A 14460-nucleotide genomic window follows, 5' to 3' on the forward strand; every position below is an offset into this window, starting at 1 on the left:
TAAGTTGCAAAGCAAAAGCCCCTTCCTGAATAAGGGGCTTTAATTTTAAATTAAATAGATGTTTTATACGCGTTAATGGCTTGATTTCTCAAAAGCATATTATCTTTCGTAACCATTCCAAGATTGTATGCTTGTTTGATGATATCTAACACTTGATTATCAGTTTCAGTTACAGCTCGTCCCCCAGTTATTCTGGACTTCCAGTAATCAAACTGGTGATTTAACTCTGAACTGCTTTTAAGGTTTTTATTATCAACTACTTTGCCATTCTCCAGCGCTTCTTTGAATTCATTAAAACCAATTGAACATTGCGTATTCGAACTAATTCCTGCACCTTCTGTCGCTAAACTGCAAAACGCTAAAAATTTCGGATCTTTCGTGATATTGTAAGAGTTATTTAGACCTTCCATAACATTCATCCTCTCTCGAATTTTACAACGTTGCTATAAATGATTTTCATGTTTTTCCCAAGACCTTCAACTTGAATCTCATTTGAAGGAAGTTCGTTCATTGGAATTTCAATGTATTTGTCCCATCCTATCACAACTTTGTTTTGTCCAAGTATAGGGTCATATTTGTATATGTTCGCTTCACCTTTGTATAACAAATTTCTCCCATCCTTTGCTTTAATGACGGTCGAATTTGTATAGCCCATAAAGCGAACTTTAATATGCAGCTTGTCACCTTTCAAAACATTTGTTGCATTTGGCTTGCTGCTTGTAACAGGCTCCCATACAAAGTCGTTTCCATCCGATGTGACGGAAAGAATCTGAAGACTGTAAAGCGGTGTTGCTTCAATTGCTTTTGCTTTCGATGTGCTAATGGAAAACATCGTTGTAACAGCAAGAAGTGTAATTGTTACTAAACTAAGTACTTTTTTCAATCCCTTAACCTCCTTGGTATTATTTCACATGTTATTTATCGGTAATTCCAGCCGATTATTTAACTCAAATTCAAAAAAGAACCTGATTCTAACATGGTTCTTTTCGCATAGGTAACTGAATGGGTTTTTAACGACATATAAATGATTCCTGTACATTAAGTATGCTCACTTAAGGGAATCTTGGAGTCTTGGAGTCTTGCTCACCCCCTATAGAAAGGGGGTGATGCTTATGTCAACATTTCAGGCATTAATGTGAATGCTTGCATTTGGGTCGTTTATAATCGCCCTGTTGACGTATATAAATAAAAAATAGACCTCCCTTGAGCCTGAAAACCTGAAGGGTTAGGTCTATCATGAATAACATAACATCTGAGCAAGCCCTTTGATGGGGTGCGACCAACACCATGCTCTTTTTATTTTATGCATTTCTTGTTAAAGAAATACACTATAACCAGTCTGTATTTTACAGATTGATTATAACAGATTAAATGAAACCATTGGAATGGTTTGCAAAACTTTTGTTTATTGGATAAAATCATTATTGTATTTGGAGCCGATAAGCATCTTTAATGTATCAATGCGCTTTATTACTTTCCAAATACTTCTCATGTTGTCTTTCTAAAACCTTAATATCCTTTTTAATGATCTCAACTTTATATTCTTCTTTAACTTCCTTAGATAAGTTATCGTTTAGATAGCGTCGTAATTCTTCTTCATTTTTTGTTTTATCCATACCAATTGATATGACTGGGTCTGTTTCTCCAATTCCAAGGCTAAATAAGCCAAATTCATCCCATGCACTTTCTAATACTTCCTCAGTGGATTTTTGATTTTTAAAAGAATGTGTAACTGCGCCATACATGAACACAGAAAAACAAACAATGATCAAGACCCCAATTAATTTCTTTTTCATTTTCTCCTCCTTTCATTTCAAGAATACCATAAAATACAATACATGGAAAAATAATTCCTCAGCCAACAGTATCCTAGTTCATTACGGGTTGGTTTTGAGAGGATAAATGCTAATCCGTATCTTAATAACGATCTAATTAGATTAGCTTAAGTTACCGTCTATCATCGTTTGTGAAAGTAACCTCCCACACATTCACCATAATTCTCGGGAATTTTATTTTAATACTTTAAGGAGTTTTACATATTCATCTTCACCAAGAAATAATACGGTTGTAAAGCCCTTCTTTTCATATAGATGTCTTGCGTTTAAGTTATCTGTATCTACACCGAGTGTTATTTCCTCAAATCCAAGTTGTTTAGCATAATCAATCAAATAATCAACAATAATACCGCCTATCCCGCAATTTCAATATCCTTCTTTAACAATCATACGAGATAGATAAATGCGTTTATCCGGAATGGTATAATCTGGGTCATTGTTTTGAAAAACTAACGATCCTTCTCCTATAAACTCGTCATTCACTGAGTAAATAAAAGTAATTCTGTTTCCGCTTACTAATTCGTCATAAAACACCTTAGCCATTTTCTTTTTCTTTTCCATGTCCCAAATATTATTACACTTATGGTATTCTTCGGGTTTTAATTTCTTTACTTGGTACGAATCCATAACCTCTCTCCCTTTTTATAATTAGTTTCTATCGAAAATAAAAAAGCTCTCTTTCTGAGAGCTTAACTTTGCAATACTTTTCCTAACAATAAAAGCTAATTGTCCTTACAATTTTGCAAAGTCATTGTCTAAAACCTCAATTTCCACATCACTGTCATTATCATCAGTTTCAATTGGTTCATCTACTAAACTTAGAATAAACTCTTCAAAAGAGTTGGCAATAAGGAAAAAGTCTTTATCGGGGTGACTTAATTCATGATCCCAAAACAATATCTTTTCATTATCGATATCCATGGATATTTCATTCCCACCTGCCGAGCTTGCTATAGGAATAATGTTCCTAGGAAAGCGATCAGAATAAGTATTGATTGCTTCTTGGAGACTGTTATGATCGTTAGCTAAACCATAGAAGCTCTCTATTAATTGTGTATCATCTTCCTGACCCATCCAAGGATCTTTCTCTATAGGTTTGTAGCAAACGTCATACTCAATCTCATCTGTTGTTTTTTTACTTTCTAAATAACAGCCTCCATATCCCTTCAAAAAATCCTTATAGTCGGAAGGCAATTGATTACCTATATTTCTTTCAATTTCTTTGAGCTGCTCGTTTGTATTAATGCTAGGATCTGTGCCAGCATTAATCGTAAACTCTTTCAACTTTTGTTTGATCTTAGTGAAGCTCATTTTAATACTCCTTCATATGCTATGGAAAAACAGATATAGACATTCTTTTTAGTTTTAATCGTCCCAGTCCTCATCATCGATCCAGTCGTCTTTCGATTCTTCAAGCTCTTCTATTAAAAACTCTTGGAATGTCCTAGCAACTTGTTTACCATATCCCTCTTGGTTATCCCAAAGAATGACTGGGCATTCTCCATCTATCATCTTGTTAGTGTCAAGACAATAAGAAAATTCATCTACATATTCGATCACTACAAGACCATCGGAAAGGTTATAATATTTTTTATATTCATTGGTCTGCTCGACAACTTCAGCGCCGTGAGAGTCATATCCGAGAATCATTGTTCCGTATGCTCCCCCTGAACCATACTCAGTTAAAAACCATTTATAGCTGTCTGGAAGAGTTACATTGAGCTCCTCTTCTATTTCTCTAATCTGATCTTCAGTGACTCCCCCCGTGAGAATTGAATTTTCTTTATTTTCATCAAAGAAAGTTTTTATTTTCGAATAATCCATTAAACTTTCACCTCTTATTCTTGATTCTCAAATTGCTGAGCTCTCCATCTCCAATACCTTCTTCTGAAACTTTTATATTGTTTATCAAGCACAGGATCATTTCTAAAACTCTGTCCATTCCCTTTTAATCCATGCAAAACATCACTGTACTTATTATGCCAGCTTTCAGGTATCTCCAGCATAGTACCAGGCTCTTCTTGAATTAAGTGATGTAAATTTATTTGCGTGCCATCTTTAGCAAACGGAGCATTACCATTTTTCATCAGTTGAAGATTCGTAAAGCCTTTACGATTTTTTTGATTAAGGTCAATATCTTTTATTGTGTATACTCTACGGCTTACATCTCTAGGCTCTCCTTTAACTTTTACCTTGCCGTCTATTTCATAGGCCTCATACTTCTCTTTATTTAACCAAGGGACATTTACTTTCTGACCAGTAAATGGCTTTCTGCTTTCATCCAATTTCTTTGCACTGGACAAAAGTCCATTTTTAAGGTTTTGGCTGTTAACCACATTGTATGGTACGTTATCAGCCAGAGCAAGATCATACTTAGTGTTATAAGGAAGCAAATCTGAAATCTTAATGTCCTTAATTTTCTGACCTGCCTGTCCTGCCTTGTTTATGACCTTCCCCGCCGCATCAGCTTTGTTAACGGCTCCTGCGCCTTTTGTTCCGACGACAGCCACAGCCACTGAACCGACCGCATATGTCACCCATCTTGATCTGGAGTAAGCATCCCCGTTCACCATATCTTTTTGATACGATTCCTCAATAGCTGTTGAAATGGCATTATACGTGTTAATTGGATGGGCAACTGCCCCTATGATACCTTCAACAACTTCATCAGGCTTACTGATCAGCTGCCATAAACCGGTTACCGTGTCTTTCCCGACACCATAAAGGCCGACGCCGGCTCCTTTTAAAATATCCCAAGTCACTTCTCCGGCTTCTTCCAGCTGTTTTGCTTGTTCAAGCTGGATCACATATTGCTGTTGGGAAAGTTCAAGGTTCGCGTACCCGATCTTCCTCGCAATCTCCAAGTATTCATCAGGATCAGTTACTCCATCAGCGAGCTTTTTCTTCAGATCCTTGATTTCCCGCTCTTTCGCTTCTTCCTTTTTAATCGTCAAATAAGCATCCGAATGTCTTGTAATCTCGCTTTTTTTCTTATGTATGTCACTTTCTCTGTACGCCTTAGCGTTATAGTGAAGTGGTGTTGCGTTTTTCCCTTTGCCCGTGGCATTTTGGAGCTGCTGGAAGTCGGCTTGGATGAACTGTTCGTTTGCTTCGGTTTCTGCGTATTCTTTCGTTAGATCGTGATCGAGCTTTCCGAGCTTGTGTATGGTATTGTCCCGTTTCTTGTCTGCTGAGTCCAGCTTTTGATCGACGTCCCCTGTCGAGAAAACATCAAGATGAACAATATCGCTTATCTCATTAAGAATATCCCTCATTTCATTCCGCTGCTCTTGCATGATGGCTTTTGATTTATTCTTCGCATGAATCAACTCATGTTCTAAAAACGATTCTTCCACAAACGAATCGGCTAGTCCCGCATCAGTTACTTTTCCTGAGATACTGTTAAGAAAAGCAATCTTCATATCGATCAGATCAAGCCAGCTGTCTGTAACACCAGCGTGATCTTGGAAGAATGCTTTGATGTTATCAGCACCTTTACCTGAAAACTCGCTGTCATCTAAATCAGCCATTCCCTGAAAAGCTTTCCTGAGATTGATAAATTGTTCTCTAACCTGATCATATTCTTTTGCCCGCTTTTCCGCTGCTGAAATGAACGAGGATGCTTCAAATACTTTCATTTACGTCTCCTTTCTGCTTCTTTCTGTCTAAATTTTACCATAGCTTTATCATTTGATTAACAGAAAAAGACAGTCCGTTCCGACTGTCATACACAGTTTTATCTCGTCCTGTAATAATTTTCAGCTGTATAGTATTTCCAGTCCCAAAAGCATCCCCGTTCGACATAATATATCGGTCTAAAAATATTTCAAAGTTTAAATTTAATGGATTATATTCTGAACCACTTTCAAATATAAATAGATAATTAGGATCACCTTGATTCACTCTATCCTTGTCGATCATTAAATGACATTCTTCCAACAGGTAGCCAACAGGTATTCCATTGATACCTTCAAACAAAAGCTCGTATTTTAGTTCTTCTTCTATTTCTTCAAGGCTAAATAGATGAAGTCCTCCTCCAATATTCTCACCCTCTGAAAGAATTTCGAAAATTTTCGCACCATTATGCTGAGAACTAAACTTCAGGTAATCATCAGGAAGAGTGAATTTATGATTCGACTGAAAGTTTTGGATTTCACTAAGAGACGCTTTGTTTGGAGAAAAAGTCACAAGGCTCTCTACAATACATCCCTCAGAACAAAACAATTTAATAGCCCCTTTTTCATCTAAAAGACTTTTCAAACCACTGATAGTCTTATGGACAAAGTTAGTCAATAAAAACACCCCCATACTCCTCAGAATAATTACTGAGGATACGAATTTGTTAATCAGTAACAATTTTATTCATAATTGAAGCAGCACTTGTGGTGAACAAAATGTAAGTGTTATTTGCTGTTTTAATTACTATCCTATCCGTAGAGCCAGTTTGAAGTCCTCTGAGGCTTCTTTTTTATTTGGTACATTCAATCTAAACAAAAAACCACAGAGCGTGTGAGGGACTCTGTGGCCTATAGTGGCTGATTAAACCCCTATGATACATCAATTAGGATTTTATCAAAACTTTTCTTTTAAAGATAACATCATCTCTGTCTCAAATAATGCCTGCAGCAGCTCATCTATATTAATTTCTTTCTGCTTGTAATTATTCTTTTCATAAGTACGAATAATTTCTTCATATTCTGATCGATTATCTCCTTTAATGGAGCTAATTCCAAGCTCTTCACCGTATCGGTTAATGAATAGTTGTTTATTCATTTCTTTCGCTTTATCATTTTCATAATTACAAAATGCACCTGACAACTGGACGAGAAAAGTTTCATCTTCAGAATTTAGGTTATTCTCGTATTCAATGTCAGACAGAATATTGTACGAATACTTCTGTTTTTACAGTAAATACAATAAAGAGGAGGTGCTGATTTTTTGGAGTTAAAAAACATCGTTCATTCTTACAACATTACAAATATTTTGGGTTATCTCAGACGCTCTCGTCAGGATATGGAGCGGGAAAAAAGAACAGGCGAAGATACGCTAACAGAACAAAATGAACTCATGAATAAAATACTGAAGTCGATTGAAATCCCCTATGAATTAAAAATGGAAATCGGATCTGGAGAAAGCATTGAGGGTCGCCCTGTTTTTAAAGAATGTCTTAAAGACCTCGAGGAAGGCAAGTACCAGGCAATTGCTGTTAAAGAAATAACAAGACTCAGCCGCGGGAGCTACAGTGATGCGGGACAAATTGTTAACCTTCTTCAAAGTAAGCGATTGATTATCATTACACCATATAAAGTTTATGACCCTCGAAATCCTGCAGACATGCGTCAGATTCGTTTTGAATTGTTTATGGCCAGAGAAGAATTTGAAATGACCAGAGAGCGTATGACAGGCGCTAAATACACATATGCGGCACAAGGGAAATGGATTTCAGGACTAGCGCCTTATGGATACCGGTTAAACAAAAAAACATCCAAACTAGTCCCAGTCGAAGAAAAAGCAAAAGTCGTTCAATTCATCTTTAACATCTTTTTAAATGGGTTGAATGGAAAAGATTATAGTTATACAGCGATTGCTTCTCACTTAACAAAATTACAAATACCGACTCCATCAGGAAAAAAGCGCTGGAATCAATACACAATTAAAGCAATTCTGCAAAACGAAGCGTATATCGGAACTGTTAAATATAAGGTTAGGGAAAAAACAAAAGACGGTAAACGAACAATTAGACCTGAAAAGGAACAAATTGTAGTATCGGATGCACACGCCCCTATAATAGATCAAGAACAATTTCAACAATCACAAGAGAAAATTGCAAACAAAGTTCCCCTGCTGCCTAATAAAAACGCATTGGAATTAAGTGAATTGGCAGGCGTATGCACTTGTTCTAAGTGCGGTGAACCATTATCTAAATACGAAACTAGGCGAACGCGAGAAAACAAAAACGGCACGGAAAGTGTGTATCACGTTAAATCACTCACTTGCAAAAAGAATAAATGCACTTATGTGAGATATAACGATGTTGAAAATGCCATTCTGGATTACCTCTCTTCTTTAAGCAACTTAGATAATAAGACTTTAACAAAAAATATCATTTATATGATTTCTAAATACGAAGACGTAAATAGTAATGTGAAAACAAAGAAGCAAATGTCTGAACATCTTTCACAAAAAGAACAAGAGTTAAAAAACAAAGAGAATTTTATCTTCGAGAAATATGAAAGCGGCATTTACACTGATGAACTTTTTTTGAAAAGAAAAGCTGTTTTAGATGAAGAATTTAAAGAACTCCAGATTGCCAAGCATGAACTCAATGGAACTCAAGAAGCGCAATCAGAAATAGACAGTAATACAGTCAGAAACAACATAAATAAGATAATTGATCAATATCACATTGAAACAAGCACAGAAAAAAAGAACTCGCTATTAAGAATGGTCTTCAAAGAAGTTATCGTTACGATGACACAAAAAAGAAAAGGGCCAATTCCGGCTCAGTTTGAAATCACCCCTATCCTGAGGTTTAATTTTTCGCTTTCGATCTCACCGTCACTGGTAGTCCCTCACAATACAGTAAATATCTCAAAAAACCGATAAAGCCGTTTCCCCGGTAAACACAATGGGAGCTACGAAGCTGTTGTCCGAGAAGCTGTTTCATCAGGCGAATCATCATGTTCAAAACCGCGGTACGGTGTTTTGTTCGGTCCGCTTCGGCAATGTGCTCGGTTCACGCGGTTCCGTTATTCCTATTTTATTTGAGCAGTTGATGGCAGGCGGTCCGCTCACCATTACGGATAAAAACATGACGAGGTTTTTTATGTCGATCGATGACGCCGCAACGCTCACCCTGCAATCTGCGGCGATTACAAAGGGCGGAGAAACGTTTATTTTTAAAATGGAGTCCCTGAGGCTTGAAGAACTGCTTCACGGGTTTGAAGAATATGCGTTCCGGCACGGACTGCCGCAGCCAGCCGCTGTTGAAGTGGGAAAACGCCCCGGTGAGAAGCTTCATGAAGAACTGACCTCTCCTCATGAGACGGAATCTTTATATGAATGGGGCAATCTTTACGCGATATTGCCGGATCCCGCCAAACATCCGGAATTTCGGAAGGTCAATCTCCCCAGATATCAATCGGATCAGGCGCCGCTCATCACAAAAGAAACAATCGTAAAGATTATTGAACGATTACATGAAGAAAAAAAAACATAGAAAAAAGGCCTGTCTGATAGGCAGGCCTCATTGCTGAGCTCTATTTTTCAAATAAATGCAGGCAGGCTTCATAGCCCTCTTCCTTCAGCTTGTCTTTCGGAATAAACCGGAGTGCCGCAGAGTTGATGCAATAACGGAGACCGCTTGGCCCCGGGCCGTCATTAAATACGTGGCCTAAGTGGGAGTCCGCTGTTTTGCTTCTCACTTCCGTCCGGATCATCCCGTGGCTTGTGTCCAGTTTTTCGTCAACCTCTTCTTCCTCAATCGGTTTTGTAAAACTGGGCCAGCCGCAATGAGAATCGAATTTATCCAGAGATGTAAACAAGGGCTTTCCTGATACGATATCAACATACAGCCCCTCTTCTTTGTGATCCCAGAATTCATTTTGAAACGGCGGCTCCGTTCCGTTATTTTGCGTGACTTCATATTGCATGCGGTTTAATGATTTGATTTTTTCTTCTTTATTAAAAGCCATCTTATCTGTCCCTCCAATGCTCATCCAGAAAGCCTTGACGTCCGGAACCTACACGGTAGCGCCCGTAGTGATCAGGGTTTTTCTTATAAAAGTGCTGATGATAGCCTTCCGCTTCATAAAAAGGCTCAGCCTTTAAAATGTCTGTGACGATCGGCTTTTTAAATATGCCGCTTTCTTCAAGCTGTTTTTTTGAGGCTTCAGCGATTTGTTTTTGTTCATCATTATGGTAATATATCGCCGCCCGATATGAACTTCCGCGGTCTGCAAACTGGCCGCCTGCATCAGTCGGGTCGATCTGCTGCCAAAACAGCTCGACAAGCTTTTCATACGGATAAATGTCAGGTTGAAATGTGATTTGAACGGCTTCTCTGTGTCCGGTCGTTTCACTGCACACTTCTTCGTAAGTCGGATTCTCAGTATGACCTCCTGTATAGCCGGACACCACCTTTTCAATCCCGGGCTGTTCGTCAAACGGCTTCACCATGCACCAAAAACAGCCGCCTGCAAATGTGGCGATTTCTTTTTTTTCTGACATACGGGTGCCCTCCTTTGTTCATACGTGGTATTATTATATTATAGCATGTATAAACAGAATAAAAATAATTCTGCTTTCAGGGGAAGCTGAACGAATGCCACGCTGACTACATATTGGAGGTTCATGATTTGAAAGTAAGGACACAAATGATGTATGATATGGAAGCTTTGCTTCGAAAAGTGTTTAAACAAATCAGAAATGAAGTTAATGAAATTCTAGATAAAGAGCTGTCCAGGAACGAATTCACCATTTTGCGGATTCTCAGTGAACAAGGGCCTAAAAAAGTAACGGAATTTGCCCCCATTCTTGAGGTCTCCGCAAGCCACATTACCGCAGTGACCGATGCTTTAGTAGAAAAGGAATGGATCACCCGCATCCGTTCTAAAGAGGACAGGCGAATTATCAGAATCCATATTACGGAAGCCGGGGAGAAAATTGTCGATCATTTCAACCAGAAAAAAACAGAATACTTTTTTAAACGGTTTGACTGCTACTCTGATGAAGAGCTTGCAACGTTAATCAAACTGTTCAGCAAGCTAGACAAAAAACGCTGACACGAAAAAACACAAATCCCTGAAAGGATCTGTGTTTTTTTATGAAAACTTATTGTTTCGGATGATAATAGGAAAATTCAATTTCATCCGTGTCGAGATTGATTTTATCCGCTTTTACATACATGCCGTTGTCTAAAGGCATTTCTGACAGACGGATCTCGATGCTTTTATCCCCGGAATGAACGTGCACAAATGACGGGAGTTCATAAAAGCTGTCCATATAATTCAGCACAAAGCTGATTGGCAGGCTTAATTCACCTAATGAAAACTTCGTCACTTTCAAAACCACATCTCCGTTCTCCTGTACGGACGGTTCAAATGTGACGACCGCGTTAATGGAGGTTGAGAATGCTTTGATTTTACCTGCCACGTGCACATCGTTATTGATGTCCACTTTGTAGTCAAGCTGATTCGATGCCTTCTCTTTTAAGTACGAATTCACAAACCTGGCAAGAGATTCTTTCGAGCTTGTAATATGAAAGCCGTACTCACTTTTTGTCTGATCTTGTATTTTCGTCTGTTCTCCCGGCATAACCAATAATGTCACAATTACCGCGGCGGCAATCACATTGAGTGCGAGAAGAACAAAAAACAGCGATTTCCATTTTTTCATCATTTCACCCTATTCTGCTGGTAACCCTTGTTTTTCTATGATGCCGTATAATCGGTCGGCGATGAGTGCATACCCTTTTGCGTTCGGATGAAAATCATCATCCTTTGAAATCCGTCTGCTGCCGCTTTTTTGACTGAACAAGTCTTCAACATTCACCGCAGCGGCGTGAGGATCTTTTTCCAGCTCTTTTGCGGCGATCTTGTTCCAATCCGTCACAACCCCATTAATTTCTTTTAATTCAGGCAGCGTAAACGTGAATGGATTATACATGCTGACATACACCAGCTCTGCGTTTTCATTATATTTGCGGATTTTTGAAATGATCGTCTTGAACCGTTTTTCAAAAGGTTTCTCTTCCTTTTGGAACGGCTGAACCGTCAGCTGCATCATATTCTGGCGGAGCACCTTCATTAAGTCATTGCCGCCGATGGTAAAAAAGATATAGTCGGCGCTCCTTAATGATTTCTGCACTTTTTTATTATCAAGCTTTTTCAGCAGGTCTGACGTTTTGTCGCCCTGCACCGCATAATTTTTAATATCTACCGTTTTCACATGTCCCTTTTTCTTAAGAGACTCCGCTGTCTTGCCGACGTATCCTGAACCGTCAGGATCTCCTACTCCTTCAGTCAATGAATCACCGACCGCAGCTATGACAATATGATCTTTCGTTTTCGGTTCTTCAGCGTCAGAACCGGTGCGCTGGACAGAACAAGCTGATAAAAGCAAAGCCAGTCCGGCGATCAATGAGAACATTCGCAGCTTCAATCTGGTTGCTCCTTCCCCGTCTACTAGTGGAAAGTGTAACATGTTTTTTCAGTTTTGAAAATGTCTAATCTGCCAGTTTACTTGAGCTCCTCAGCCGCTTTGACATCTGACAGGATATCATCATACGGAACCTTCTGCACGCCGTCATAATCTTTAAGCACCTTGCCGTCAGGTCCGACTAAATAAAAAGAAGTTTGATGTATGACCTGGTCCTCTCCCTCCGGCTTTTTGACGATTACTTTAAAGCTGTTCATCGCAAAATCTTCAATGTCCTTTTGGCTGTAACCGGTCAGAAAATCCCAGTTGCGAAGCGAAAGCGGATATTTGGAAGCAAAGGCTTTCAGCTGTTTCGGCGTATCATTTTCAGGATCTACACTGAATGACACAATCCGCACGTCCAGATTCTCAGCCTTCAGTTTTTTTTGCAGTTCGGTCATGTGGGCCGTCATCGGCGGACAGACTGTATTACAGTTTGTAAACATAAAATCGGCAATCCAGACATGCCCCTTCAGGCTTTTCAGTGACACTGTTTTCCCGTCTTGATTCTGATATGAAAACGGCTCAATCTGATAGTTCAGCGGGTCTTTTATCGTTTTCCCCCCGCAGGCGCACAAGAGCAGCAAACAAAAGACGGCAGCGAAGCTTTTCATTTTTTTCATTTCCATTCCCCCCATAGATAAAACGCTTACAGCATTCATCATAAAAAAATTCCCGCACCCTCCCTTATCAAAAGGAAGGCGCTAAGGAATGTGCACCGTTATGCGTTATGTTTTAAAATCTCTTGGCTGAAAACGGCCTCATAATCTTTCCACTTCATACGGCGCTTGACATATTGTCGGAATGAATACACTGTTCCCACACTTTGTGAAGCAAAAACTTCTCTCAAATAAAGCTCAAGGTGCTGATGAATTTGAAAAAAATATTGTTCACCTTCCGTGATAACCGGTATTTCTGTCACTTTTACCTGAATCCCGTCCTGTCGTTTGAACTCTAGGCTTTTGAGTAACAAGATATCAATCCTTCTTTTTCGATTGTTTTCTTTTTATTATATACAATCTGAGAAAGCGTGTCTGTCATTTTGCGCGGCCGTTCTAAAAAAAGTCAGATTAACAGGTGGAACAGATCCTGATCTTTATTCACCTCTACGTAATGAAATCCTTTTTGATTCATCCGGGCAATGAGCGCGCCGTAATCTTCCCGATGCTTAAGCTCAATGCCGACCAATGCGGGGCCGCTGCTTTTGTTATTTTTTTTCGTGTATTCAAACCGGGTGATGTCATCATCAGGACCGAGCACCTCATCAAGGTATTCGCGAAGCGCTCCCGCCCTTTGCGGGAAATTAACGATAAAATAATGCTGCAGCCCCTCGTAAATCATGGAGCGCTCCTTCATCTCCTGCATTCTGCCGATGTCATTGTTCCCTCCGCTGACCATGCAGATGACGTTTTTCCCTTTAATCTCTTCTTTGTACAGATCAAGTGCTGACACGGACAATGCACCCGCCGGTTCAGCCACGATGGCGCATTGATTATATAATTCAAGAATCGTACTGCACACTTTTCCTTCCGGGACAAGCAAAACGTCATCGACGACGGTTTCGAGCGTTTGAAAGGTTTCAGCGCCGATTTTTTTTACGGCCGCCCCATCGACAAATTTATCAATTTTCTCAAGTTCAACCACTTGTCCGGCTTTTTTCGATTCAAAATAGGAGGCTGCGCCCTTCGGCTCTACCGCTATGATTTTTGTATCCGGCGAGATGTTTTTCATGTACGTGCCGAGCCCGGACAGGAGTCCTCCTCCCCCTACGCTTGCAAAAAGAAAATGCGGTTCGACGTCAATGTCATTTAAAATTTCGATGGCAGCCGTTCCCTGTCCGGCCATGACATCGGGATCGTCAAACGGATGAATAAACGTGCGGTTTTCTTTTTCACAGCATTCCGCAGAACTCTTATACGCATCATCGAAAGTGTCACCCGTCAATATGATTTCAACAAATTCTTTTCCGAACAGTTCCACTTGGGATACTTTCTGTCTCGGTGTGGTTGACGGCATAAAAATCTTGCCGTGAATGCCGAGGTGTTTGCATGAAAACGCAACCCCCTGCGCATGGTTTCCCGCACTTGCGCATACAATTCCGTTTTCAGTCTGCTCTTTTGAGAGCTGCCTCATTTTATTATAAGCCCCTCTGAGCTTAAATGATCTGACCACCTGCAGGTCTTCTCTTTTCAAATAGATATTGCAGCCATACCTCTCAGAAAGTCTGTCATTCCTCTGCAAAGGCGTATGTATCACAACGTCCTTTACGTTTTGGTGCGCTTTTAAAATGTCTTTTACCTGGATGAGAGAGTCTTCTTTAAGCAACGGTTTCATTTACAGAGTCCTTTCTTATTTAAATCCCTATTTAATATGCCATTATAACATGAATATTCAAACAATAAGATAATTATTTTAATTTTGTAAATAA

17 protein-coding genes and 5 pseudogenes are annotated in these 14460 nt (G+C 39.4%); 4 read left to right on the plus strand and 18 right to left on the minus strand.

The genetic code is table 11. The features are described 5' to 3' along the window. Positions 1–50: 50 nt before the first annotated feature. Both HAP68_RS09945 and HAP68_RS09950 read right to left on the minus strand, forming a co-directional pair. A complete protein-coding gene (locus HAP68_RS09945; RefSeq protein WP_014305240.1) occupies positions 51–410 on the minus strand; it encodes a hypothetical protein in 360 nt (119 codons plus the stop codon). A gap of 5 nt (positions 411–415) precedes the next feature. Beyond that, a complete protein-coding gene (locus HAP68_RS09950) occupies positions 416–883 on the minus strand; it encodes a DUF4879 domain-containing protein (protein WP_024085506.1) in 468 nt (155 codons plus the stop codon). Between the two features lie 256 nt (positions 884–1139). On the opposite strand from HAP68_RS09950, the pseudogene HAP68_RS19800 reads away from it, so the two are divergent. Next, positions 1140–1207 (plus strand): annotated as a pseudogene (locus HAP68_RS19800) (putative holin-like toxin). A gap of 250 nt (positions 1208–1457) precedes the next feature. Here the strand turns inward: HAP68_RS19800 and HAP68_RS09960 are convergent. The 9 genes and pseudogenes from HAP68_RS09960 to HAP68_RS09990 form a co-directional block, all read right to left on the minus strand. Next, positions 1458–1796, minus strand: coding sequence for a YolC/YozM family protein (locus tag HAP68_RS09960; RefSeq protein WP_014305242.1), 339 nt, complete (start codon positions 1794–1796; stop codon positions 1458–1460). Positions 1797–2009: 213 nt separating this feature from the next. Further along, on the minus strand, positions 2010–2192 hold the full coding sequence (locus HAP68_RS19550; RefSeq protein ID WP_223203798.1) for a GNAT family N-acetyltransferase: 183 nt from the start codon (positions 2190–2192) through the stop codon (positions 2010–2012). Between the two features lie 9 nt (positions 2193–2201). Beyond that, positions 2202–2462 carry a GNAT family N-acetyltransferase gene (locus HAP68_RS19555; RefSeq protein ID WP_223151887.1) on the minus strand — a complete coding sequence of 87 codons (261 nt, stop codon included), beginning with the start codon at positions 2460–2462 and terminating at the stop codon, positions 2202–2204. Between the two features lie 105 nt (positions 2463–2567). Next, positions 2568–3146 (minus strand): SMI1/KNR4 family protein, encoded by a 579-nt coding sequence (locus HAP68_RS09970; protein ID WP_024085507.1) that lies wholly within the window; start codon positions 3144–3146, stop codon positions 2568–2570. 54 nt (positions 3147–3200) lie between these two features. After that, complete coding sequence (locus HAP68_RS09975; protein ID WP_024085508.1) at positions 3201–3659, minus strand: SMI1/KNR4 family protein; 459 nt, start codon at positions 3657–3659, stop codon at positions 3201–3203. Between the two features lie 14 nt (positions 3660–3673). Beyond that, positions 3674–5473, minus strand: a complete 1800-nt coding sequence (locus HAP68_RS09980) for a T7SS effector LXG polymorphic toxin (RefSeq protein ID WP_024085509.1) — start codon at positions 5471–5473, stop codon at positions 3674–3676. Positions 5474–5571: 98 nt separating this feature from the next. Further along, positions 5572–6128 (minus strand): annotated as a pseudogene (locus HAP68_RS09985) (SMI1/KNR4 family protein). A gap of 49 nt (positions 6129–6177) precedes the next feature. Next, a pseudogene (locus HAP68_RS19560) lies at positions 6178–6288 on the minus strand (SunI/YnzG family protein); the annotation flags it as partial. 119 nt (positions 6289–6407) lie between these two features. Next, positions 6408–6608, minus strand: a complete 201-nt coding sequence (locus HAP68_RS09990) for a hypothetical protein (protein WP_223203775.1) — start codon at positions 6606–6608, stop codon at positions 6408–6410. A 165-nt stretch (positions 6609–6773) separates the two neighbouring features. On the opposite strand from HAP68_RS09990, the pseudogene HAP68_RS09995 reads away from it, so the two are divergent. Further along, positions 6774–8458 (plus strand): annotated as a pseudogene (locus HAP68_RS09995) (recombinase family protein). Continuing rightward, a pseudogene (locus HAP68_RS10000) lies at positions 8422–9054 on the plus strand (polysaccharide biosynthesis protein); the annotation flags it as partial. The pseudogenes HAP68_RS09995 and HAP68_RS10000, both read left to right, overlap by 37 nt. A 40-nt stretch (positions 9055–9094) precedes the next feature. Here the strand turns inward: HAP68_RS10000 and msrB are convergent. Continuing rightward, positions 9095–9529, minus strand: coding sequence for a peptide-methionine (R)-S-oxide reductase MsrB (msrB, locus tag HAP68_RS10005; protein WP_007409536.1), 435 nt, complete (start codon positions 9527–9529; stop codon positions 9095–9097). Position 9530: 1 nt separating this feature from the next. Further along, the gene (gene msrA, locus HAP68_RS10010) at positions 9531–10064 is read right to left on the minus strand and encodes a peptide-methionine (S)-S-oxide reductase MsrA (protein WP_003153641.1); all 534 of its coding nucleotides are present in this window, start codon (positions 10062–10064) and stop codon (positions 9531–9533) included. Positions 10065–10192: 128 nt separating this feature from the next. On the opposite strand from msrA, the gene HAP68_RS10015 reads away from it, so the two are divergent. Next, complete coding sequence (locus HAP68_RS10015) at positions 10193–10618, plus strand: MarR family transcriptional regulator (protein WP_003153639.1); 426 nt, start codon at positions 10193–10195, stop codon at positions 10616–10618. 49 nt (positions 10619–10667) lie between these two features. On the opposite strand, the gene HAP68_RS10020 is transcribed toward HAP68_RS10015, so the two are convergent. The 5 genes from HAP68_RS10020 to ilvA all read right to left on the minus strand — a co-directional run bounded on the left by HAP68_RS10020 (position 10668) and on the right by ilvA (position 14366). Continuing rightward, positions 10668–11231: a YpmS family protein gene (locus HAP68_RS10020; protein ID WP_024085511.1), complete on the minus strand. Its 564-nt coding sequence runs from the start codon at positions 11229–11231 to the stop codon at positions 10668–10670. 9 nt (positions 11232–11240) lie between these two features. Next, complete coding sequence (locus HAP68_RS10025; RefSeq protein WP_014305255.1) at positions 11241–11996, minus strand: SGNH/GDSL hydrolase family protein; 756 nt, start codon at positions 11994–11996, stop codon at positions 11241–11243. Positions 11997–12073: 77 nt separating this feature from the next. After that, a complete protein-coding gene (locus HAP68_RS10030; RefSeq protein WP_024085512.1) occupies positions 12074–12655 on the minus strand; it encodes an SCO family protein in 582 nt (193 codons plus the stop codon). Positions 12656–12753: 98 nt separating this feature from the next. Further along, complete coding sequence (locus tag HAP68_RS10035) at positions 12754–13005, minus strand: DUF2535 family protein (protein WP_024085513.1); 252 nt, start codon at positions 13003–13005, stop codon at positions 12754–12756. Between the two features lie 92 nt (positions 13006–13097). Beyond that, positions 13098–14366, minus strand: a complete 1269-nt coding sequence (ilvA, locus tag HAP68_RS10040) for a threonine ammonia-lyase IlvA (protein ID WP_003153629.1) — start codon at positions 14364–14366, stop codon at positions 13098–13100. Between the last annotated feature and the right edge of the window lie 94 nt (positions 14367–14460).

This window comes from Bacillus sp. Bvel1 (assembly GCF_014872755.1).
Classification (GTDB): Bacteria; Bacillota; Bacilli; order Bacillales; family Bacillaceae; genus Bacillus; species Bacillus velezensis.